Below are 21144 nucleotides of genomic sequence, written 5' to 3'. Positions count from 1 at the left end.
GGGAGGAATGTCATGAAATATCTCGGACCGGCGCTCGTTCTTTTGCTTGCTGTCACGACGTCGGGGCTTGGCCACGCCGCGGACACCACGCGCTTCGCGCCGCTCAAGCCGGACGAGCTTTCGCCGCCACAGAAGGAATGGGCCGATGCGATCGCGACGCCGCCGCGCAATGCCAAGTTCACCAACCCGCCCTACCGCGCCTACATCCGCAACCCCGAACTGGCGCCGCGGCTCTCTGCGATGTCGGACTATCTGCGCTGGAACAGCTCGCTGCCGGCACGGCTCAGCGAGTTCGCCATCCTGATCACGGCGCGGCAGTGGACAGCGCAATATGAGTGGTTCGCGCATTATCCGCTCGCCATGAAGGCCGGGCTCGATCCGCAGGTCGCAAAGGACATCGCGAGCGGGGTGCGGCCGCAGGCGATGAAGGACGACGAAGCGGCCCTCTACGACCTCGCGATGGCGCTCTATCGCGACAAGAAGGTGTCGGACGAGATCTACCGCACCGCGCAGCAAAAGTTCGGCGAGCGCGGCATCATGGATATCATCGGCCTGATCGGCTATTATGACCTGGTCTCGATGACGCTGATCACGATGCAGGCGGAAGCGCCGAACGACAGCGTGCCGCCGCTGCCGCCGCTCGCAAAATAGGGACGCGATACACCGATCCATGCCGCACGACCCGCTCCTGACCCGCCTGACATCGGCCTTGGCCGATGTGCCCGGCGTCGCGGCCATCGTGCTCGGGGGCTCGCGCGCGCGAGGGACGTCGCACGAAAACTCCGACTACGACATCGGGCTGTATTTCTCCGACAACACCAAGCTCGACACCGATCGCCTGCAACAGGCAGTGCGGCAGCTCGCCGACGATCCCGAGGCGACGACGGTCACCTCGGTCGGCGAATGGGGCCCGTGGGTCGTCGGCGGCGCGTGGCTGACGATTGAGGGGCAGAAGGTCGACCTGCTCTACCGGAATATCGATGCGGTCCGGCGAACAATCGAGGCTTGCCGGGCGGGACAGATCACCATGGACTATCAACCCGGACATCCGCACGGGTTCTGCTCGGCGATCTGGATGGGCGAGATCGCCTGTTGTCAGGCACTGCGCGACGAGCGCGCGGTGATAGCGGACCTGAAGTCGATCGCGCGGCCCTATCCAATGCCCCTGCGCGACGCGCTGATCCGGCGCTTTCGATGGGAAATCCTGTTCAGCATCGAGAATGCCGAGCTTGCCGCGCTGCGCGAGGATCAGATCCATGTCGCCGGCTGCGCCTACCGCGCACTCGCCTGCGTCACGCAGGTCCTGTTTGCGCTCAACGGAGAATATCTTATCAACGAGAAGGCGGCCTTGCAGCAGGCCGCGGAGTTTCCGCTGACGATTCCGGACCTGATGGAGCAGACCTCGGCAATCTGGCGACGCATCGGAAACCACGCGTTCGGGACGGCGCTCACAAACCTGCGGGGAATCGAACGGTCGTTGGCGGCACTCGAACCGCGTTGATGGGCCAGAGTGGACGGACAATGTTCCTTCTGAAGCGGGCTTCGAAACAGGGGACAGCAATGACATCAGAGAGACCGGACAATCCCGTGAGCTACGAGCTCGTCGACAAAATTGCCCGTATCACGCTGCGCCGCCCGCCCGTCAATGCGCTGAGCCTCGAGGTCATCCGCGCGGTGGTTGCCGCCCTTCGCCGTGCCGCCGACGATCCCGCGGCTCGCGTGGTCGTGCTGGCGAGTGCTCTCGCCAAGCGCTTTTCGGCCGGCCTCGATCTCGACATCCTGCTCGGCAAATCCGGCGCCCAGATCCGCGAGTTCCTCCAGGCGCTCTATATCGACCTTTACGACGCTCAGTACTGTCTCGGAAAGCCGTCGATTGCCGCGGTGGGCGGCGCGGCACGCGGCGGCGGCATGACCATGGCGGTGTCGTGTGACGTCGTGCTGGCGAGTGAGAGCGCAACGCTCGGCTATCCGGAGATCGATGTCGGCGTCATTCCCGCGATCCACTACGCGCATCTGCCGCGCATCGTCGGGCGCCACCGCGCCTTCGAGCTCCTGTTTACCGGCCGCGTCTTCAGCGCGGAGGAAGCGCGCGAGCTTGGCGTGGTGAACCGCGTCGTCCCCGATGCCGAGCTCGACGCCGAGGTGCTGAAGCTCGCAGGACAATTCGCCGCAAAATCGGCCGCGGTGCTGCGGATGGGCCGCGCCGCGTTCATGCGCCAGATCGACCTGGACTATCGGCGCAGCATTGCCAGCGCGGTCGACGATTTCTGCAATGTGGCAACCTCGGACGAGGCTCAGGAGGGCTTGAGAGCCTTCGTCGAAAAGCGCGAGCCCAGATGGTAAGGAGGGAAAGCCGCCTCAGGCGGTCCTGTCCACCGAGGATGACGAATCGGCCGGCGGATACTTCGTCACGGGCACCGTGAAGGACTTGCTGCCGACCTGATAGATGACCTTGCCGTTCTTGCCGTCATCCGTCGCGATCTGCGACTGGCCGAACATGATGACGTTCCTGTAGACGAGGCCGGTGCCCTGGCGGGTGATGCCGTCGGTGGTGACGCTGACCTGGGCTTCCTTGCCGTTGATGGAGAGCACGCGAAAGCTCGCGCTCTTGCCGTTGTCGACCGAATAGCCGCCCCAGCTTCCAATGAGACGGTTGTCGTCCGCCGCTTGCGCCTGCTTTTCCATGTACGCACTCGCCTTGCCGCCGCCCTCGGAGAACAGCAGCACGGCGCTCTTGCCATTCTTGGTGCCGATCGTGACCGAGCCGAAGGTGATGGTCGCGCCGTCCACCTCGCCGATGCCGCGCTCGGTGTGTCCGTTATGGGTGTATTCGACCTGGGCCCGGGCGCCGCGGATATTCACCACCTTGAAGCCGACGGCCTGGTTGTTTCCGGCCCAATTGCCCTTCCATTCACCGAGCAGATTGCTCTGGTGATAGGCCCGCTCCATGGCGGGCGAGATCTGGCTGGTGCTTTGAGTGACGATGGCCATTGGATTGCTCGGCGGACGAAGCTGACAAAGCTGCTTTGGTTCGCGCACGCAGCAGCAATGTCGAGACACGTCCGGAAACAACCAGACACAATCGGATTAGGGCCGCGCCCTGGTTAACGAGGGGTTAAATTCAACCACCGGGCGAGATGAGGCAAATGGTCTCATCCGAGGTGTACTTCAGCGCCCCCAGCGGTCCTGCCAGATCTTCTCGCCGATCAGGCAGTTCACGCGCGGCTCCTTGTCCGCGACGCGCGTCACTGGGCGCTCGGGTGTTTTGCCGGCGACCTCCATCAAGAGCTTGGTGCGGATCGCCTCCTTGAACTTTTCGCGGTCCTTGATCGCGATCACGAAGGAGCCGGGGCCGCCGACGACGCAGTCCTCGTAGTAATAGTCGAGATTGTCGATATCCATGGTCGAATAGGACGGCTCCTTGACCATGATCGGCAGGCCATTGATGACGATGCCCTTCTCGAGCGCCGCATCGCGCGCCACCGTGACCGGGCCGCCATTGTTGTTGGGTCCGTCGCCGGAGATGTCAATCACGCGGCGAAGCCCGCGATAGGGATCCTCCTCGAACAGCGGCACCGCGAAGCCGATCGCGCCGGAGATCGAGGTGCGCGAGGCGCGCCGGATCGGCGTCTTCATGATCTCGGCGGCGACCGCGTCCGCCGTCTCGGGCCCGTCGATCAGCCGCCATGGAATGATGATCTTCTGGTCGTTGGAGGCGGCCCATTCGAAATAGGTCACCGAGATCCGGCCGTTGGGGCCCAGCTTGAGTGCCTGCAAGAACTCCTTCGACTCGATCGCCTGCGCGTAACCTTCGCGCTGGATCGCGAGTTCGTCCATGTCCATCGAGTAGGAGACGTCGACCGCGAGGATCAGTTCGACATCGACCGACTGCGCGTCTTTGTCGGCGGCCGCTTGTCGCTGCGGTTGATATTTGGATCCCGGCGCCGCGACGCTCGCGACATCACCCCCGGCAAGCACGCCGGCAACCAGCACAGCCCCGATCGAGAACAGCAAGCGCATAGCGCCCTCCCGTCGTACGACGCGATGGTGACATGCAATCGCGCTGCCGCAAAGCGCGAAGATCGTCCGGGCTTCACATTCGAGTTAGGAATTTGCACTGTTGCGCAAAGCTGCCGCAGCTCTGCCACGGTCGCGCCGCGAGACGCGCGCGGTCACACACGCTGTCATTCAGGGCGGCTCGAAGAGTCGAACCCGGAATGACGAACGCGGCCCCTACCCTTGTGCAGCGCGATTTCCATGCTAGGCTTGCACACACAGATGGGGATGGAGTCCCCCGATAACCGCCCGGCGGCCAACGACCGTAGTGGGCTGATGACTCCTGCTCGAGGTGGGGCAATGCGAAGCCCTGCCTTCGGCGGGAGCATGGACAAACCCGCCGATGGCGGGTTTTTTGTTGTCTGATGACGGAAGGCAAGACGTGACGACGACGACGCCACATCCAGCACCCGACTGGGTCCCGAAGGGGGTCTGGATCCTCGGCTTCGTTTCGATGCTGATGGATATCTCCTCCGAGATGATCCACGCGCTCTTGCCGGTCTATCTCGTCACCGTGCTTGGCGCTTCCACGCTCACCGTCGGCTTCATCGAGGGCATCGCAGAGGCGACGGCCTCGATCACAAAGATCTTCTCGGGCGCGCTGTCGGACTGGCTCGGCCGGCGCAAGCTGCTCGCGGCGCTCGGCTATGGACTTGCCGCCTGCACCAAGCCGCTGTTCCCGCTGGCGCCCAGCGCCGGATGGCTGGTCGCGGCGCGCTTCATCGACCGCGTCGGCAAGGGCATTCGCGGTGCGCCACGCGATGCCCTGATCGCCGATCTCGCGCCGCCGGGCCTGCGCGGCGCAAGCTTCGGCCTGCGCCAGTCGCTCGACACGATCGGCGCCTTCGTCGGGCCGCTCGCGGCGATCGGACTGATGTGGTGGACCGCGGACAATTTTGCCGCGGTATTCTGGGTGGCCGTGGTGCCGGCCTTCCTGTCCTTCGGACTGATCGCGCTCGCGGTAAACGAGCCTGAGCCGGACGCAAGCCGGCAGCCAGCGAAAAATCCGCTCAACCTCGCCGCCATGCGGCAGCTTGGCGGCGTCTACTGGCGCGTGGTCGCGGTCGGCGTCGTCTTCACGCTCGCGCGCTTCAGCGAGGCCTTCCTGATCCTGCGGGCCCAGAGCATCGGGCTCAACGCGATGTGGGTACCGGCGGTGCTGGTGCTGATGAACATCACTTACGCGCTCTCGGCCTATCCGGCCGGCGTGCTGTCGGACCGGATCAACCGGACCGGCCTGCTTGCGCTTGGTCTCGTGTTCCTCGCCGCCGCCGATCTCGCACTCGCCTTGCTGCCAAGCCTGGCGGGCCTCGCGCTCGGCGTCGTGCTGTGGGGCCTGCATATGGGGCTGACCCAAGGGCTGTTCGCGGCGCTCGTCGCCGACGCCGCCCCGCCACACTTACGCGGCACCGCGTTCGGCTATTTCAACCTGTTCACCGGGCTTGCGATGCTGGCGGCGAGCATCATCGCGGGCGCGCTGTGGGACGCTTACGGACCGGCCGGAACATTCCTCGCGGGGCTCGGCTTCGCCCTGGTCTCGCTCGCAGGCCTGCTCGCGATCGGCAACGGCATCACGACACCGGCCACGACATCAAAGGGGCAATCATGAAGACGACAAAGGGGCAATCATGAAGACGACGACAAATGAGAGGCGGACGTGCTGAGCGGATTGACCGCGATCGTGATCGGCAGCGTGCTTGGCGGCTGCGCGCGCTATTTCGTCTCCGGCGCGATCGCGCGACGGCTGGGCGAGACATTTCCCTGGGGCACCATGACCATCAACGTCACCGGTGCCTTCCTGATTGGCATCTTCGGCGCGCTGGCGACGCATTCCGGCTCGGTCTTCGCATCGCCCACCCCATGGCTGTTCGCCGTCACCGGCTTCCTCGGCTGCTACACCACCGTGTCCTCCTTCAGCCTGCAAACGCTGACGCTGGCGCGCAACGGCGAGCAGCTCCCCGCGCTCGGCAACATCGTGTTCTCGGTCGGCCTGTGCCTTACCGCGGTCAGTTGCGGCTTCTTCCTTGCGGATCGGCTTGGAGGTTAGCTGCACATGACCATTCCCTCCTCGGCCGACCGGTGGCGCAGCGCGATGCTCTATGCCTGGGTTGCCGCCGGCAGCATCATCGGCGGCCTGGCGCGCTACCTCGTCGGTATTGCGCTCGACACCGGACCGGGCTTCCCCTTCGCGACACTGTTCATCAACGCCACGGGATCGCTGATCATCGGCTTCTATGCGACGCTGACCGGACCTGACGGCCGCGTGCTGGCGCGGCCCGAACACCGGCAATTCGTCATGACCGGGTTCTGCGGCGGCTACACCACCTTCTCGACCTTCAGCCTGGAGACCTTCCGCCTGTTCCACGCCAGCCTGAAAGGCACGGCACTGGCCTATATTACGGCGTCCCTCATCTGCTGGCTGGTCTCGGTCTGGCTCGGCCATATGATGGCGAGCCGCTACAATCGCTTGAAAAGGAGCTGATCATGCAAATTCCCCGTCAGGCAGTTTTGCTCCGGATCTTCATCGGCGAGAGCGATCATTTCGACGGCAAGCCGCTTTATGAAGCTATCGTGATGACGGCGCGCGAGCGGCACCTCGCCGGCGCCACCGTGCTGCGCGGACCGATGGGGTTCGGCAAGTCGAGCCGGCTGCACACCTCGAAAATCCTGCGGCTGTCCGAGGATCTTCCGCTTCTGATCGAGATCGTCGACAGCGAGGACAACATCAACGCATTCCTGCCCATCCTGGACGGCATGATGTCGAGTGGCCTGATCACCTTGGAGAAGGTGCAGGTCCTGCAATATGGTGAGAAGGCCGCGAGCTGAACGCAAGCGGCTGGAACCCGTGTGCCCCGCCGTTTCAGGAGGCGGAATGAACGACACCGTCACCACGCCGAGAACCAGAACCAAGACCAAGGTCGAGCGGCCGCGGCTGCACAAGGTCATCCTCATCAACGATGACTACACGCCGCGCGAATTCGTTACCATGGTGCTGAAGGCCGAATTCCGCATGACCGAGGACCAAGCCTACAAGGTCATGATCACCGCGCATAAGCTGGGCGCCTGCGTGGTCGCGGTGTTCACCAAGGACGTCGCCGAGACCAAGGCGACCCGCGCCACCGATGCCGGCCGCGCCAAGGGCTATCCGCTGCTGTTCACGACGGAGCCGGAGGAATAGGCCTTAGGCGTTTTGCCGACTTTGCATTCCCGCCAGAGATCATCAACAATGCTGCAAAACCGGCGCGAGCCTAGACGCCAGCCAGCGTGTCGCGCACGTTGACGCGCCCCCCGTCCGGCTTGCTGACATAGAGATGGCTCTCCAGTACGGATTGCATGTTCTCAAACATCGAATAGAGATCGTCGCAATAGACTGAAGGATTGTCGTAACCGTTTTTCCTGGAGAAACGGTGCGGAAGATAGCCTCCCCCGCAGGCGTTCATGAACTTGCACTGGCGACACTTCGCACAAAGATTGATTGAAGCATCGCGTGCGGCTTTCCAGCGAGGCTCATTCCTGACCTCATCGATCGCATGATCGAAGATGTTGAAGTGGGTGTTCGTGAAGCCGTCGCCCGCAATCCGCAGCACATCGTGGGCCTCCACGGTGCCATCGGTCATCACGGTGCAAAGCTCGACGGGTTTGTGGCCCACGCCCTCGGTCGGCGAATTGTTGCCAAGCAGGGCGGTGATCATGTCAGAGATGATGCGGATATTGGTCGTCGGCGTCGTGCGATTTGCTTCCAGCCACAGGTCGAACAGCCCCTTGTAGAATGCGCCAATGGATGGCGGCCTCTCATCCACCGTCGCATCGGGGATCATGATGTCGTAGTTGGAGATTCCACACGCGGCAAAGAAATCGGCGTATTGCTGCGGCGCGTAAGCGGGATTGCAGACGGCCAGGGCAATAACGCCAATGTTGCGCGATACCAGCATACGAGCGGCACGTTCCACGGCAGCATGGGTGCCCGTACCCTGAAATGTCCTGCGGTGGAGATCGTGAATATGTGCCGGCCCGTCCAGGCTGATCGCAACCGAAATGTTGCGGGCCTCGAAGCAATCGAGCCATTCGTCATCGATCAACACGCCATTGGTCGTGACCGCGATGGGTATGTCGCAACCCGTGCGTGATGAAATGGCCTCGCAAGCCTCGGCAAAGCGGTGGAAGTTCTCGACGCCCCACAGCAACGGCTCGCCACCGTGCAGAATGATGGGAAAATCGACCAGGGAGTATCTGACAGCGTGCTCCTCGATGCGCTGCAGCAACCGATGCTGCACATCAGGGCTCATCAGCTTCGGCTTGCTATAAACGGACGCGTCCCGAAACCAGTAACAATAAGAGCAGTCGATGTTGCATCTGGTCGCAACCTTGACCAGCATCTGCGTGATCGGCTGATCCAGGAAGGCGACACAATCTGAACCGTCAGCCGACATGCCGATACCGAGACGGGCTGGAGGAAACTTATCTAGTACCCTCGAACAAATCCCCCTCGGCGGAACGCACCCACGCCCGGAGCATATCCCGCCCTGCGAAAGGCGCCTGCATTGGGCCCTTTGGCAAAACCGCCTCGTCTGAACGCGGCCTGGGTCGCCACGGGTTCGTCGGAGACAACGCCTTGCTCCGCACCCTGTCCCCGCAGATCGTTCAGCAATGCGTCGATACCCTGATGATCGCTCTGAATTGTTGCGCCTGGCCCGTGCAGTTGTATGAGACTCGCCAAAACCTTCAGCGTCGTAATCGGCATGGTGATGCTCCTCTTTTCGCGACGCAGTGCAGGGATCGAACGACAGGCCGGCATGTCGAGCCGGCTGAGCAACGACAAAGACTATACCTTTTCTATTGCAGCGGCAACGTGGTCGGGCTCGGGCCACTGGACTTCAACGCCTGTGGCCAATGATCAGAAGCCCACATGCTCGTTCATGTAGAAGGTGTTGAGAATGGAGATCCGGGGCTGATCGGTCTTGATCGGCGGGCGGCCGTGCCAGCTCATCCTTGTCAGCGAGTGATAGGCCTTCAGGACCACGAACGCATACCCAACATTGGGCAGGAAGGGGATGGTTTTCACGGGCTCAAGGCAGTAGGAGCCAACATGAAACAGGCCTTTGAGGGAAGCTCGATAGAGCGTCGTGCCGAGAGCTTCCTGGCTGGTGTCCGCCGGGCAATAAAGCTGCATCGTCACAACCTTCTTGCGGGTGTCCGGATGCGGCTTGATCCGGTAGCCGTCCCTGTCGCGGTAGACCACCGGCTTTGCCACCAGTTGCAGATCGTCGGCGCCGGGCACCTTGTCGCCGCGGGCACGAATTTCCAGCCCGTCACGGAGCCTGTTGCGGATCGCCCGCTCGACCCTGTCGGAGGTCAACATGGTCGACACCGCAGCCCAGGCGGGCCGCAATGCCGGTTCGATCTTTTCTAGATTCTCGCCATAGAGGCGCAGCGCCAGACGCGTTCCCGTATCCGTGATCGGATCGTATCCCTCGCCGGGAACACTCCGTACCAGCTCCCGATAAAAACCCGCGGGAAAGAAATTGCGGAAGACAATATGGGGGAAGGGAAATGAGAAATGATCGGCCGTCTCGATGCTCGCGACCGCGTGCGCGGTGAGCTCGTCCGCCAGATCAGAAGATGCCGTCTTCGCAGGTGCTTCCATAAAGACACCTCAGAACACGCTAGTGTTTAGCCTGTTCAATTCTCGCTTTGCGGCCGAAGCAAGGCATGAGCGGCGGAAAATGAGGGGGCATGAGATTGATGGCGCTAGCTGCCTCTATACGAGCAGCCCCTAGGCCATCACCACCGGCGCCTCTTCGGCGAGCCCGTACACGCGCTGCGCCTGCGAGAACCCCGCGATCGGAAACTCGCCGAGCTCGCGCCAGCTCTGGCGACAGGAGTTTGCAAAGCCTTCGGAGGCCACGACGGTCCGCCCGACCCGGCCAGCGATCTTCTCCAGCCGTGCCGCGAGATTGACGGCGGGGCCGATGCAGGTGAAGTCGAGCCGGTTGCCGCCGCCGATGTTGCCGTAAAGGATGCTGCCGACATGCAGCGCGACGCCGAAGCGGAAGCGCTCGACCACTTCGCCGACCGGGATCGCCAGTGCATCGACGCTGGCGCGGGACGCGCGCGCAGCTTCCAGCACGCGCGAACAGACGTGGGCGGTGTCACCGACATATTGGTCGATCGGGAACACCGCCAGCAGGCCGTCACCCATGAATTTCAGGACTTCGCCGCCGTGCTCCCGGATCGAGGCGACCTGGCAGTCGAAATAGTGATTGAGGATCTCGACCACGGTCTCAGCCGGTAGCCGGTCCGACAGTGCGGTGAAGCCGCGTAGATCAGAGAGCCAGATCACGGCTTGCATGGTGTCGGTGTGGCCGCGGCGGATCTGGCCGCCGAGGATGCGCGCGCCGGCGCGATTGCCGACATAGGTGTCGAGCAGCATCGCGGCGGTGCGGCGCAGGCTGACGATCTCGCTGACGCGCGCGAGCGGCGCCATGATGGCCCGGATCGTCGCGATGTCGTCATCGCTGAAGCCGCCGGGATGTCGTGTGGTCCAGCTCGTCGCGTGGATTGATCCATCGAGAAACGGCATCGGCATCGCGACGTAGTCCGTCACGCCTTCGGCGCGCATGTCGTCGAGGAACGGAAACCGCTTGCTGTCGGGATCGTCGGTGCGTCCCCTGACCTCCAGCCCTTGCTCGAACACGATCCGAAGCGGGCTCTGGGCGAATTCAGGCGTGTCCAGGATCTCGAAATCGACGGTGCCGACCTCGACCTCCTTGCCCTGCCGCCAGATGAAGTTGCGGCCGAAGATTTCCGGATGCAGCGTACGGATGAAGATGCCGAACCGCCAGAGCGGCAAGCCGGCTTCGACCAGATGTTCGCAGACATCGGCGATCATCTCGGCCGGCCCTCCCGACGACCTGGCGCCGTCGATCAGCCAGTTGATGATCCGCTGCAGCTTGGAGGTTTCCATGCCCGCATTTGCGGACCAAGTTGTGGCGCCGTCAAGCTGCGCAGAGGACCAGTGTTGCGACCTTCAAGCGCCAATCACGATGTGCTCACCTCTCCCCAGCGGGGAGAGGTCGGATTGCGAAGCAATCCGGGTGAGGGGCCGCAGTGCACAGTGAGATTGTAACCCCTCACCCGGATCGCATCTTTGATGCGATCCGACCTCTCCCTCCGGGAGAGGTGAACCACCTTCCTCGGCTCATACCAATTCAGTTATCGCCTTAACGCCCGACCTGCCCGCGATCGCGCAGGAAATGATCGGCCAGCACACAGGCCATCATCGCCTCGCCGACGGGAACGGCGCGGATGCCGACGCAGGGGTCGTGGCGGCCCTTGGTCATGATCTCGGTGTCTGCGCCCTTGCGATCGACCGTCAGGCGCGGCTGGAGAATCGACGAGGTCGGCTTCACCGCGAAGCGCACCACCACCGGCTGTCCCGTGGAGATACCGCCCAGAACGCCGCCTGCGTGGTTGGACAGAAAGCGCGTGCCGTCATTGCCGGTGCGCATCTCGTCGGCGTTCTCCTCGCCGGTGAGCTCGGCCGCGCCAAAACCGGCGCCGATCTCGACGCCCTTCACCGCGTTGATGGTCATCATCGCGGCCGCCAGATCGGAATCGAGCTTTGCGTAGATCGGCGCGCCCAGTCCCGCCGGCACGCCTTCAGCGACGACCTCGATGACCGCGCCGATCGAGGAGCCGCTCTTGCGGATGCCGTCGAGATAGGTCTCGAAGAAAGCGGCCTTGTCCCTATCGGGACAGAAGAACGGATTCTTGGCGACCTCGTCCCAGTCCCACTTGTCGCGGTCGATCTTGTGCGGGCCGATCTGCACCAGCGCGCCGCGCACCGTTACACCGGGCAGCACCTTTCGCGCGATTGCGCCGGCGGCGACCCGCATCGCCGTCTCGCGCGCCGAGGAGCGCCCGCCGCCACGATAGTCGCGCAGGCCGTATTTGGCCTCGTAGGTGAAGTCGGCGTGGCCGGGGCGGAACTTGTCCTTGATCTCGGAATAGTCCTTCGAGCGCTGGTCGGTGTTCTCGATCAGAAGTCCGATCGGCGTGCCCGTCGTCACCTGCACTCCGGTCTCCGGATGCGCCATCACGCCGGACAGGATCTTGACCTGGTCCGGCTCCTGGCGCTGGGTCGTGAAGCGCGACTGACCCGGCCGGCGGCGATCGAGATCGCGCTGGATGTCGGCCTCGGCGAGCGGGATCAGCGGCGGACAACCGTCAACCACGCAGCCGATCGCTACCCCGTGGCTCTCGCCAAAGGTGGTGACGCGGAACATGTGGCCGAAGGTGTTGAAGGACATCGCTGCTTTGGCTCTTAAGTCAGTGCTGACTTAACGCGCTCTGAAATGGGGGTCAAATACCTCCACGGTCGTCATGGCCGGGCATAGCCGTCCGAAGGACGGCGTCGCTTCCGCTCGCCTATGTCCCGGCCATCCACGTTCTTCGCTGCCGCCAGCGAGAAAGTACGCGGATGCCCGGGACGAGCCCGGGCATGACGGCGGAGGACGTGGCGCCGGTAGTTAACTATACTTCTCCAGTCGCCCGTCGCGGAACACGTAGACGGTGCCCTGCTCGATATAGAGCTCCGCGGCGCTGGCGGGGGTCTCGATGCCGAGGGCGACCATCAGCGCCCGGGCGGTGCCGCCATGGGCGACCGCGACGGTGTCGACCAGAAGCGACTCGTACCAGTCGAGCATGCGCAGCTGCACTGCCGCATAGGTCTCGCCGTCTTTCGGGGCAACCGTCCATTTGTCGGCGAGGCGGCGGGCATAGACATCGGGATCGGAGGCTTCGCTCTCGGCGAGCGTCAGCCCTTCCCAGCTGCCGTAGCCGATCTCGCGCAGGCGATCGTCCAGCGAATAGTCGGCGACCGGCAATTCTAGCTTGCCGCGCACGAGCTCCATGGTGGAGCGCGCGCGGCCGAGCGGGCTCGACACGTAGGGCAGCGCGGCCTTGTTGCGGCCGTCGCGCTTCAACAGACCGGCCAGGATGCCGGCCGCCTGCACCGCTTGGGCGCGGCCGCGTGCATTCAGCGGAATGTCCCTGGCGCCCTGCAGCCGCCCGAGCAAATTCCACTCGGTCTCGCCGTGGCGAAGATAGTAGATCGTGGGCACGGGCATGCGTTTGGCGGGTTAGTCCTTCCCGCCCAGCGAGATGTCCGGCGCGTCCGGCCGCTTCATGCCCAGCACGTGATAGCCGGAATCGACGTGATGCACCTCGCCGGTGACGCCGCGCGACAGGTCAGAGAGGAAATACAGCGCGCTGCCGCCGACGTCTTCGGTCGACACGTTGCGCCGCATCGGCGCGTTGTACTCGTTCCACTTCAGGATATAGCGGAAATCGCCGATGCCGGAGGCGGCGAGCGTCTTGATCGGCCCCGCCGAGATCGCGTTGACGCGGATGTTCTTCTCGCCGAGATCGGCGGCGAGGTAGCGCACGCTGGCCTCCAGCGCCGCCTTGGCCACGCCCATCACGTTGTAGTGCGGCATCCACTTCTCGGCGCCGTAATAGGACAGCGTGACGATCGAGCCGCCGTCGGTCATCAGCTTCTCGGCGCGCTGCGTGACCGCGGTGAGCGAGTAGCAGGAGATCAGCATCGACTTGGTGAAGTTCTCCTGCGTGGTGTCGACATAGCGGCCCTCGAGCTGCTCGCCATAGGCGATCGCGTGCACCAGGAAGTCGATCTTGCCCCACTTCTCCTTCAGCACGGCGAACGCGGCGTCGATGGTCGCCGCGTCGGTGACGTCGCAATGACCGAGCACGAGACCGCCGATTTCGGCGGCGAGCGGCTCGACACGCTTCTTCAGCGCATCGCCCTGGTAGGTGAAGGCGAGCTCGGCGCCGGCCGCGTGGCATGCCTTGGCGATGCCCCAGGCGATCGAGCGATTGTTGGCAACGCCGAGGATCACCCCGCGCTTGCCCTGCATCAGACCTGAATTCTGCGCCATTTCTTGTCGTCCCATCGAGCGGGTTGATATCTGGAGGTACACCAGCCCTCCGGCGCGGTACAGTCCTAATACGCGGCGTTAACGCTGTTTCGAGGGCCGGAATAGCCGTTCCGTTCGGGTGTTATGATGATCGAGGCGCTCGCGCCGAACGGCAGGATTTCAATACGGCATGAGTGCATTTCGCCAGAGTGTGGAGGCCATGATCCCGGCGTTGCGCCGCTACGCCCGCGCGCTAACGCGCGATGCGGATGCGGCCGACGATCTGGTGCAGGATACATTGGTGCGGGCGCTGCGTTCGGAGCGGCTGTTCCTCGGAGGCGATGTCAGGAGCTGGCTCTACACCATCCTGACCAACCTCAACAAGAATCGCAGACGCTCACTGGCGCGGCGGCCGCAGTTCATGCAGCTGACGGAGAACAACCCGGATGCCAGCGGAACGGAAGCCGAAGGACGCGATATCGAGAAGGCGCTGGCGACACTCGTCGAGGAGCAGCGCTCGGTGCTCCTGCTGGTGATGCTGGAGGGCCTGAGCTACCGCGAGGTCGCCGACATCCAGGGCGTGCCGATCGGTACCGTAATGTCCCGCCTGGCGCGAGCCCGCGCTCACGTTAAAGCATCGCTGGAAGGCGAGCGCCCGGCGCTCAGGCGGGTGAAATGATGGCGGATTTGATGCATCGCGCGTGTCGCGTCCTCTGCGTGCAGAGGGACAAAGCGCAGGCAAGCCGCGAACGATATTTTGGGCCGCAGAGCCAGAGACGACCGATATGAACGACCGCAAGATTTCCGTGACCGAAGATGAACTGCACGCCTACGTCGACGGCGAGTTGCCAGCGGAGCGCCGCGCCGACGTCGAGGCCTGGCTCGCCGCCAACCCCGAGGACGACGAGCGCGTGCAATCCTGGCGCGCCATGGCCCAGATGCTGCACGCCCGCTACGACGCCGTCGCCCACGAGCCGGTGCCGGTGCGGCTGGAGCTCGAGCGGCTGGAGCGCCGTCCGAGGCAATGGCTGTATGGCGCCGCCGCGGCTGCCCTGGTTGCTTTCGTCGCCGGCGGCACGGCCGGCTGGATCGCGCATGGCGCCGCCAACGCGCCCTCGACGTTCCAGAGCTTCACGGAGGACGCGCTCGACGCCCACCGCCTCTATGTCGTCGAGGTGCGCCATCCCGTCGAGGTCCCCGGCAACGAGCGCGACCATCTCCAGGCCTGGCTGACCAAGCGCTGCGGCTGGACTGTGTTCGCGCCGAATCTGGAGGCGAGCGGGCTCAAGCTGGTCGGCGGCAGGCTGCTGCCGGGGCCGAATGGCCCGGCGTCGTTCCTGATGTATGAGGGCGCCTCGGGCGAGCGGTTCACGATCTATTCCGCCAAGACCGAGAGCGGCGCGACTCAGATGCGCTACGCCAAAATGGACAAGGACAGCGCGCTGTTCTGGGCCGATCGCGGCGTCGGCTATGTCGTCAGCGGCGGCAGCGACCGTGACCGGCTGACCAAGGTGGCGCAGGCCGTCTACGACCAAGCCGAGAAAAACGGATCCTAAACACCTGCGCGAGCACGGTGCCTCGATTCCGACATTGAAAATTTGGAATCAAGACATGCGTGCGTCTCATTATCGCACCGGATGATCACGCGAAAATGAGTAGCGTTCGATCCGCCGATCGACGCGGCGGCCTCGATTGGGGTTTTTGGTACCGCGCTGGTCCCCCTCTCGAGGCCGCACCTATTTATCGGCTGCCCCGCCGGACAGCCGATACGTCGACCACATCAGCGTCGAAGCGCTGCCGCGCTTCAGGCGTATGTCGAGCATCATCCTATCGGGAAGAGAATGCTCCGGTTGTCCAAGCAGCCTCGGCTCGCGCCCTAGCCGAGCCCGCTACGCGGATTATAGGGATGTTGGTCCCGCCACTTCTCCATCAATGCCTCAAGCTCGGCGTCGTTCCCATCCGGTAGCATAATCCTGATGGTGACGAAGAGGTCCCCGGTTCCGCCGGCTTTCGGCAGGCCTTTCCCCTTGAGACGGAAGGTCCGGCCGCTGGAGGTGTTCCTGGGGACCGACAGTTCCACGGCATTGCCGAGGGTAGGCACGCGGACCTTGCCGCCGAGCACCGCCTCATAGAGCGTGACCGGCAGATCGATTCGCAAATCGGAGCCCTCGACCTTGAAGTAAGGGTGCGGGGCGATGCTGATGGTGATCAGGAGGTCGCCCGGCGGATGGCCCTGTGCCGTCTCGCCCTGCCCCCTCAACCGGATCTGCTGGCCCTCGGTGACGCCGGCCGGAATCTTGACGTTGAGTTCCTTGCCGTTCGGCAGCCGGACGCGTTTGTCGCCGCCCTTGACCGCCTCTTCCAGCGAGACGGTCATGGCAACGTTCAGGTCGAGATCGAGCCCGATCCCGCCAGTGTCGAATTCGAACTGGGCACTGCCGCCGGCCCCGGGCCGCGCACCGCGCATCCCGCCGCCGAACATGCTGTTGAGGATGTCCTCGAACGCGCCTGCGCCCGCGCCGGCCCCACCGCCGCCGCTGCGGAACGTATAGCTCTCGAAGCCGCCGGGACCCGCCCGCCCGCGCGGACCACCGCCGCCCGGAAAGCCCTGGAAGCGCGGCTTGCCCTCGGCGTCGATCTCGCCGCGATCGAACTGCTTGCGCTTGTCCTCGTCGCCGATGATCTCGTTGGCCGAGTTGATCTCGGCGAAGCGCTCGGCGGCCTTCGGGTCGCCTTTGTTGCTGTCTGGATGGTGCTTCTTGGCAAGCTTGCGATAGGCGCTCTTGATCGCGGCAGCATTGGCGCTCCGCGGCACCCCCAAGACCTCATAGGGGTCGCGCATCCGTCACGTCTCCTTCAAGGAAGAAATCGGAAATGTTCAAAGGGCTCCCCGGCCCGACCCGTACTTCATGTGGGGGGCGAGTGGTATTTTTGCAACTAGTCTAACAGGGCTAAGCCTAGCTCCGCCACGGCTTTAGCGTATGAATCTCCCAGCGGCCATGGCTGCTTTGGCAACCGGCCCCCTGGAGCCAACTTTCGGTGTTGCCGTTGACGTAGCTTGCCAGGAAATCGCGGCACTTGCGGCCGTCCTCCGCAGCGTAGGACTGCGCGATGGGCGTCACCGAGCCGCGGGCCCCGGTCTGCGGATTCTCCCAATGCTGGCTGGAGTCCTTGTCGCCTTTGCTCAGCACGTCGGAGGCGGCATTGCGGGCAAAGGCGAGGTCGGTCTCGGTCGGTGCGGCGTCCTTTGCCAACCGCGCGATCGAGCCGGTGAAGTCGCCCTCGTCGGCCTTGGCAAACGGACCGTTGCTGCCGTTCCGAGAGAAACTGCAACCGCCGGCGCCCAGGCCGATCAGAATCATCGTCATGATGAGGCCGGACGGCCGGATCGCCGATAGGCCAACGCGTTGCCATGCCCTATATAGGGCGGAAGCGGACAACAACGCGCTTTGGGCCGCGGGACGCAACTCGGACTCCAGACATGACCGACACGACCTCGATGAAACACCAGACACCCTTAACATCCGGTGATTTCACCGCCGCCGACGAGCCGTTCGCGCTGTTCGAGGCCTGGCTGAACGAAGCGATCAAGAGCGAGCCCAACGATCCGAACGCCATGGCGCTCGCAACCGTCGATCCCGACGGCCTGCCCGACGTGCGCATGGTGCTGATGAAGGGCTTCGATTCCGAGGGATTCGTCTTCTACAGCCATATCGCGAGCCAGAAGGGCCGCGAACTCGCCGCAAATCCTAAGGCGGCGTTACTTTTTCACTGGAAGTCGCTGCGCCGTCAGGTCCGCATCCGCGGCAACGTGACGCCGGTGACTGATGCCGAAGCCGACGCCTATTTCGCGACCCGCCCCAAGCAGGCGCAGATCGGCGCCTGGGCCAGCAAGCAGTCGCAGCCGCTCGAAAGCCGCTTCGCCTTCGAGCAGGCGATCGCCAAGGTCGCCGCCAAATACGTCATCGGCGAGGTACCGCGGCCGCCAGGCTGGAGCGGCTGGCGTATCACGCCCTTGCGCATCGAGTTCTGGCACGATCGCCCATTCCGTCTGCACGACCGCATCGAATTTCGTCGTGACGATGTCGGCCAGCCGTGGTCCAAGACGCGGATGTATCCCTGAACTGAAAGATGTCCATGGCGCATCCATCCAACATTCCGCGACGTACGCTGCTCCTCACCGGCGCAAGCCGCGGCATCGGCCACGCCACCGTGATCCGCTTCTCCTCGGCAGGCTGGCGCGTCATCACCTGCTCGCGGCATCCGTTTCCGGAAGACTGCCCGTGGGACGCAGGCCCTGAGGACCACATCCAGGTCGATCTCGGCGATCCCGAGGACACCTCTCGCGCGATTTCCGAGATCCGCCGCCGTCTCGAAGGCGGCACGCTCCACGCCCTGGTCAACAACGCCGCGATTTCGCCGAAAGGCCCGGGCGGCAGCCGCCTCGGCTCGGTCGACACCGATCTCGACACCTGGAAGCACGTGTTTCACGTCAACTTCTTCGCGCCGATCATGATCGCGCGCGGGCTGATCGAGGAACTGAAGGCGGCCAAGGGATCGGTGGTGAACGTCACCTCGATCGCGGGCTCGCGCGTCCATCCCTTCGCGGGCGCGGCCTACGCCACCTCGAAGGCCGCGCTCGCGGCGCTGACGCGGGAGATGGCCTCCGACTTCGGCCGCGTCGGCGTGCGCGTCAACGCGATCGCGCCCGGCGAGATTGACACATCGATCCTGTCGCCGGGTACCGAGAGGATCGTCGACCAGCAAATTCCGATGCACCGGCTCGGCACGCCGGACGAGGTCGCCAAGATCATCTACGTGCTGTGCACGGACACCTCGTCCTACGTCAACGGCGCCGAGATTCACATCAACGGCGGCCAGCACGTTTAAGACGGACAAGGGCGGAACGATGGGTCGGTTCGCTACCACGGCGTCGCTCTACGAACACCTGCGGCCGCCCTACCCGCCAGAATACTTTCGCAGCGTCGCACAGAAGCTCGCCCTCTCCAAAGAATGTGCGCTGATCGACCTGGGTACCGGGCCCGGGCTGCTGGCGCTCGGCTTCGCCCCCTATGTCGGCCGCATCGTCGGCGTCGACCCGGAGCCGGAGATGCTCGACGCAGCACGGCGCGCGGCGGTGCGCGCGGGGTGGGACCTCGCGTTGATCGAAAGCACGGCTGAAACGCTTCCGCCCGACATCGACGCCTTCGACGTCGTGACGATCGGGCGTGCCCTGCACTGGATGGATCGTGCGCCCGCGCTCGCGCTGTTCGAGCGCCTGGTTCCGCACGGCGGCGCGATCGTCGTCTGCGCGTCGTTCTCGACCGCCGATGGCCGCAATCCGTGGCTCGATGACTACAATGCAGCCCGCCGCAACTGGTCGCCAGCCGGCCTCTGGGAAGAGTCCGGCCGCGGCGCGCGAACACATCGCGACCTGCCGACCTTCTTCCGCGACAGCGCGTTCCACCCCGTGGACGTGGTCAGGGTCGAGACGAGCCATGAGATCAACGTGGGTGACCTCGCGCGACGTGTCCTCACCTTCTCCTCGTCATCGCCCGAAGCATTGGGCGACAACATCGAGGCGATGCTGCGCGATGTCGAGCAGCGCCTTGCGCCCTTCAGCCGCAACGGCGTCATCACCGAGACGCTGGTATCCGTAGCAGAGATCGTGCGGCGTTGAGGCGCGCACAGGCGCGAGGCCCAAGCCTGGTCCTTCGGGACATACCGACAATCATTTGCCAGTCAATCCGCCACCTGGGGCGGAAGCAAGGCGATCCAGAAAAGCCGCCGCAAGACCTGGATCGCCTTTACCCCTCCGTTCTTCCGTTCCTCAATCGACCCGAATCCGACGCGACGTCTCGCGCAGCCGCGGAGCGGCCCTGTTGAACGCAGTCGAGCAGTCGTCGTCGTTCTCGCCATCGAGCAGCGGAGCACCACAGTGCCGGCACAGACGTGCCGACATCGCCTTGCCGCTCGCCAGGACCTGACGATAGCTCGCCAGATCGATGACGTTGCGGGGCGACGTTATGCGTTTTTCAACCATGGCTGTTCCTCGCGGCTAATCCGCTGCTTATCGCAGACAAGTTTCGCCCAAACGTTCAGCCCACTGCTCAAATTTTACCGGAGGAATTGGGGCAGAGAGCACGCATCACTCCGCGGCCAGAATCCCGATCTATTCTGCGACACCATCCGCCGCCTCTCTGCGGACGGCGTAAGGTCTCGGTAGCTATTTCGCTAAAGCCCGATGATCGTCATCGCGCTTTAGGTTGTTGTTTGAGCATGATCTCCGCGCAAACGCGTCCCGCGTTTGTCGCGAGTGAGAACCGCTGCACACTTCTCCGGATCATGCTCACATCTAGAGCCATTTAGAGCCATTTCTTGAACTTGAAGATCCAGTACGGAACGATCGCCGCGACCAGCATCATCACCAGCGCCATCGGATAGCCGTGCACCCATTCGAGCTCCGGCATCACCTTGAAGTTCATGCCGTAGATCGAGGCGATCAGCGTCGGCGGCATCAGGACAACGGCCATGACCGAAAACAGCTTGATGATGTTGTTCTGTTCCAGATTGACGACGCCGAGCATGGCGTCGAGCACGAAGGTGATCTTGTTGGAGAGATAGGAGGCGTGGTCGGTTAGCGAGGCCACGTCGCGCTGCATGGTCTTGAGCTGCTCGCGCATGTCCTTCGACCATTTCACGCCCTCCACCACCGCAGAGAGGAAGGTGACGACGCGGCCGATCGACACCAGGCTCTCGCGAACCTTCGAGGTCAGATCCCCCTTGCGGCCGATCGAGATCAGGATCTGGGAGTATTGCTTGGCATGGCCGTGCCGCTCGCTCTCGGGCTCGAAGATGTCATGCGAGACCTGGTCGATCTCGGCGCCGCAGCGCTCCAGAATATCGGCGCAACGATCGATCACGGCGTCCAGGAGTTCCATCAGCACCATCTCACCGGTGATGGTCGGGGTGCAGGAACGGGCGAGCTTGGCCTCGACCAGCGCGAACGGCTTGGGCAGGTCGTAGCGGACCGTCACCAGGCGGTGGTCGCCGAGGATGAAGGTCACCGCCGTGGTTCGGGGCATGTCGGTATCGGAGTGGCACATCAGAGTCGCGGTCATGTAGCGCGCGCTGTTCTCGATATAGAGGCGGC

General features: G+C 64.0%; 25 protein-coding genes and 1 riboswitch. Of the genes, 13 read left to right on the top strand and 12 right to left on the bottom strand.

Going from position 1 to position 21144, the window contains the following annotated elements:
* Positions 1-12 precede the first annotated feature (12 nt).
* Genes AYJ54_RS33960 through AYJ54_RS33950 form a run of 3 tightly spaced genes read left to right on the top strand, consistent with a single transcriptional unit; the run spans position 13 to position 2343 of the window.
* Positions 13-651, top strand: a complete 639-nt coding sequence (locus AYJ54_RS33960; RefSeq protein WP_063706032.1) for a carboxymuconolactone decarboxylase family protein — start codon at positions 13-15, stop codon at positions 649-651.
* A 19-nt stretch (positions 652-670) separates the two neighbouring features.
* Complete coding sequence (locus AYJ54_RS33955) at positions 671-1501, top strand: nucleotidyltransferase domain-containing protein (protein ID WP_063706030.1); 831 nt, start codon at positions 671-673, stop codon at positions 1499-1501.
* A 59-nt stretch (positions 1502-1560) separates the two neighbouring features.
* Entirely contained in the window at positions 1561-2343 is a 783-nt protein-coding gene (locus AYJ54_RS33950) for an enoyl-CoA hydratase/isomerase family protein (protein ID WP_063706028.1), read from the top strand.
* 15 nt (positions 2344-2358) lie between these two features.
* Here AYJ54_RS33950 and AYJ54_RS33945 read toward each other — a convergent pair whose 3' ends face one another.
* On the bottom strand, positions 2359-2991 hold the full coding sequence (locus AYJ54_RS33945) for a hypothetical protein (protein WP_063706026.1): 633 nt from the start codon (positions 2989-2991) through the stop codon (positions 2359-2361).
* Between the two features lie 177 nt (positions 2992-3168).
* The gene (locus tag AYJ54_RS33940; RefSeq protein WP_063706024.1) at positions 3169-4020 is read right to left on the bottom strand and encodes a DUF1194 domain-containing protein; all 852 of its coding nucleotides are present in this window, start codon (positions 4018-4020) and stop codon (positions 3169-3171) included.
* A gap of 251 nt (positions 4021-4271) precedes the next feature.
* Positions 4272-4349: riboswitch (Fluoride riboswitch) on the top strand.
* An 89-nt stretch (positions 4350-4438) separates the two neighbouring features.
* Here AYJ54_RS33940 and AYJ54_RS33935 point away from each other — a divergent pair.
* From AYJ54_RS33935 to clpS, 5 genes are read left to right on the top strand one after another with little or no spacing between them, the layout of a single operon-like run.
* Positions 4439-5665 (top strand): MFS transporter, encoded by a 1227-nt coding sequence (locus AYJ54_RS33935; protein ID WP_136624103.1) that lies wholly within the window; start codon positions 4439-4441, stop codon positions 5663-5665.
* A 48-nt stretch (positions 5666-5713) separates the two neighbouring features.
* Positions 5714-6103: a fluoride efflux transporter CrcB gene (gene crcB, locus AYJ54_RS33930; RefSeq protein WP_063706020.1), complete on the top strand. Its 390-nt coding sequence runs from the start codon at positions 5714-5716 to the stop codon at positions 6101-6103.
* 6 nt (positions 6104-6109) lie between these two features.
* Positions 6110-6538, top strand: a complete 429-nt coding sequence (crcB, locus tag AYJ54_RS33925) for a fluoride efflux transporter CrcB (protein ID WP_063706018.1) — start codon at positions 6110-6112, stop codon at positions 6536-6538.
* A gap of 2 nt (positions 6539-6540) precedes the next feature.
* Positions 6541-6882, top strand: coding sequence for a DUF190 domain-containing protein (locus AYJ54_RS33920; RefSeq protein WP_063706016.1), 342 nt, complete (start codon positions 6541-6543; stop codon positions 6880-6882).
* A 46-nt stretch (positions 6883-6928) separates the two neighbouring features.
* Complete coding sequence (gene clpS / locus AYJ54_RS33915; RefSeq protein ID WP_063706014.1) at positions 6929-7234, top strand: ATP-dependent Clp protease adapter ClpS; 306 nt, start codon at positions 6929-6931, stop codon at positions 7232-7234.
* A gap of 70 nt (positions 7235-7304) precedes the next feature.
* Here clpS and AYJ54_RS33910 read toward each other — a convergent pair whose 3' ends face one another.
* The 6 genes from AYJ54_RS33910 to fabI form a co-directional block, all read right to left on the bottom strand.
* On the bottom strand, positions 7305-8486 hold the full coding sequence (locus tag AYJ54_RS33910) for a radical SAM protein (RefSeq protein ID WP_063706012.1): 1182 nt from the start codon (positions 8484-8486) through the stop codon (positions 7305-7307).
* A gap of 464 nt (positions 8487-8950) precedes the next feature.
* Positions 8951-9700: a hypothetical protein gene (locus AYJ54_RS33905; protein ID WP_063706010.1), complete on the bottom strand. Its 750-nt coding sequence runs from the start codon at positions 9698-9700 to the stop codon at positions 8951-8953.
* A gap of 129 nt (positions 9701-9829) precedes the next feature.
* Positions 9830-11020 carry an adenylate/guanylate cyclase domain-containing protein gene (locus tag AYJ54_RS33900; protein ID WP_063706009.1) on the bottom strand — a complete coding sequence of 397 codons (1191 nt, stop codon included), beginning with the start codon at positions 11018-11020 and terminating at the stop codon, positions 9830-9832.
* Between the two features lie 256 nt (positions 11021-11276).
* A complete protein-coding gene (gene aroC / locus AYJ54_RS33895; RefSeq protein ID WP_063706007.1) occupies positions 11277-12365 on the bottom strand; it encodes a chorismate synthase in 1089 nt (362 codons plus the stop codon).
* A gap of 219 nt (positions 12366-12584) precedes the next feature.
* Positions 12585-13184 carry a histidine phosphatase family protein gene (locus AYJ54_RS33890; RefSeq protein WP_063706005.1) on the bottom strand — a complete coding sequence of 200 codons (600 nt, stop codon included), beginning with the start codon at positions 13182-13184 and terminating at the stop codon, positions 12585-12587.
* A 12-nt stretch (positions 13185-13196) separates the two neighbouring features.
* On the bottom strand, positions 13197-14012 hold the full coding sequence (gene fabI, locus AYJ54_RS33885; RefSeq protein WP_063706004.1) for an enoyl-ACP reductase FabI: 816 nt from the start codon (positions 14010-14012) through the stop codon (positions 13197-13199).
* 169 nt (positions 14013-14181) lie between these two features.
* Between fabI and AYJ54_RS33880 the strand changes: the two genes are divergently transcribed.
* Together AYJ54_RS33880 and AYJ54_RS33875 are read left to right on the top strand one after the other, a co-directional pair.
* The gene (locus tag AYJ54_RS33880; RefSeq protein ID WP_063706002.1) at positions 14182-14670 is read left to right on the top strand and encodes a sigma-70 family RNA polymerase sigma factor; all 489 of its coding nucleotides are present in this window, start codon (positions 14182-14184) and stop codon (positions 14668-14670) included.
* A gap of 106 nt (positions 14671-14776) precedes the next feature.
* Positions 14777-15547 (top strand): anti-sigma factor family protein, encoded by a 771-nt coding sequence (locus AYJ54_RS33875; RefSeq protein ID WP_063706000.1) that lies wholly within the window; start codon positions 14777-14779, stop codon positions 15545-15547.
* 320 nt (positions 15548-15867) lie between these two features.
* On the opposite strand, the gene AYJ54_RS33870 is transcribed toward AYJ54_RS33875, so the two are convergent.
* Positions 15868-16833, bottom strand: a complete 966-nt coding sequence (locus AYJ54_RS33870; RefSeq protein WP_063705998.1) for a DnaJ C-terminal domain-containing protein — start codon at positions 16831-16833, stop codon at positions 15868-15870.
* A 115-nt stretch (positions 16834-16948) separates the two neighbouring features.
* On the bottom strand, positions 16949-17359 hold the full coding sequence (locus AYJ54_RS33865; RefSeq protein ID WP_063705996.1) for an RT0821/Lpp0805 family surface protein: 411 nt from the start codon (positions 17357-17359) through the stop codon (positions 16949-16951).
* Between the two features lie 113 nt (positions 17360-17472).
* On the opposite strand from AYJ54_RS33865, the gene pdxH reads away from it, so the two are divergent.
* Genes pdxH through AYJ54_RS33850 form a run of 3 tightly spaced genes read left to right on the top strand, consistent with a single transcriptional unit; the run spans position 17473 to position 19671 of the window.
* Complete coding sequence (gene pdxH, locus AYJ54_RS33860; RefSeq protein WP_063705994.1) at positions 17473-18114, top strand: pyridoxamine 5'-phosphate oxidase; 642 nt, start codon at positions 17473-17475, stop codon at positions 18112-18114.
* 14 nt (positions 18115-18128) lie between these two features.
* On the top strand, positions 18129-18881 hold the full coding sequence (locus AYJ54_RS33855) for an SDR family NAD(P)-dependent oxidoreductase (RefSeq protein WP_136624101.1): 753 nt from the start codon (positions 18129-18131) through the stop codon (positions 18879-18881).
* Between the two features lie 19 nt (positions 18882-18900).
* Positions 18901-19671 (top strand): class I SAM-dependent methyltransferase, encoded by a 771-nt coding sequence (locus AYJ54_RS33850; protein WP_063705991.1) that lies wholly within the window; start codon positions 18901-18903, stop codon positions 19669-19671.
* Between the two features lie 150 nt (positions 19672-19821).
* Here AYJ54_RS33850 and AYJ54_RS33845 read toward each other — a convergent pair whose 3' ends face one another.
* Complete coding sequence (locus AYJ54_RS33845; RefSeq protein ID WP_063705989.1) at positions 19822-20034, bottom strand: hypothetical protein; 213 nt, start codon at positions 20032-20034, stop codon at positions 19822-19824.
* Positions 20035-20356: 322 nt separating this feature from the next.
* A partial coding sequence (locus AYJ54_RS33840; protein ID WP_245329193.1) for a magnesium transporter CorA family protein occupies positions 20357-21144 on the bottom strand: 788 nt, incomplete at its 5' end.

It is taken from the genome of Bradyrhizobium centrolobii (genome assembly GCF_001641635.1).
Classification (GTDB): domain Bacteria; phylum Pseudomonadota; class Alphaproteobacteria; order Rhizobiales; family Xanthobacteraceae; genus Bradyrhizobium; species Bradyrhizobium centrolobii.
The sequence above is the reverse complement of the archived record's forward strand: the minus strand, read 5'-3'. Positions and strand labels throughout refer to the sequence as shown.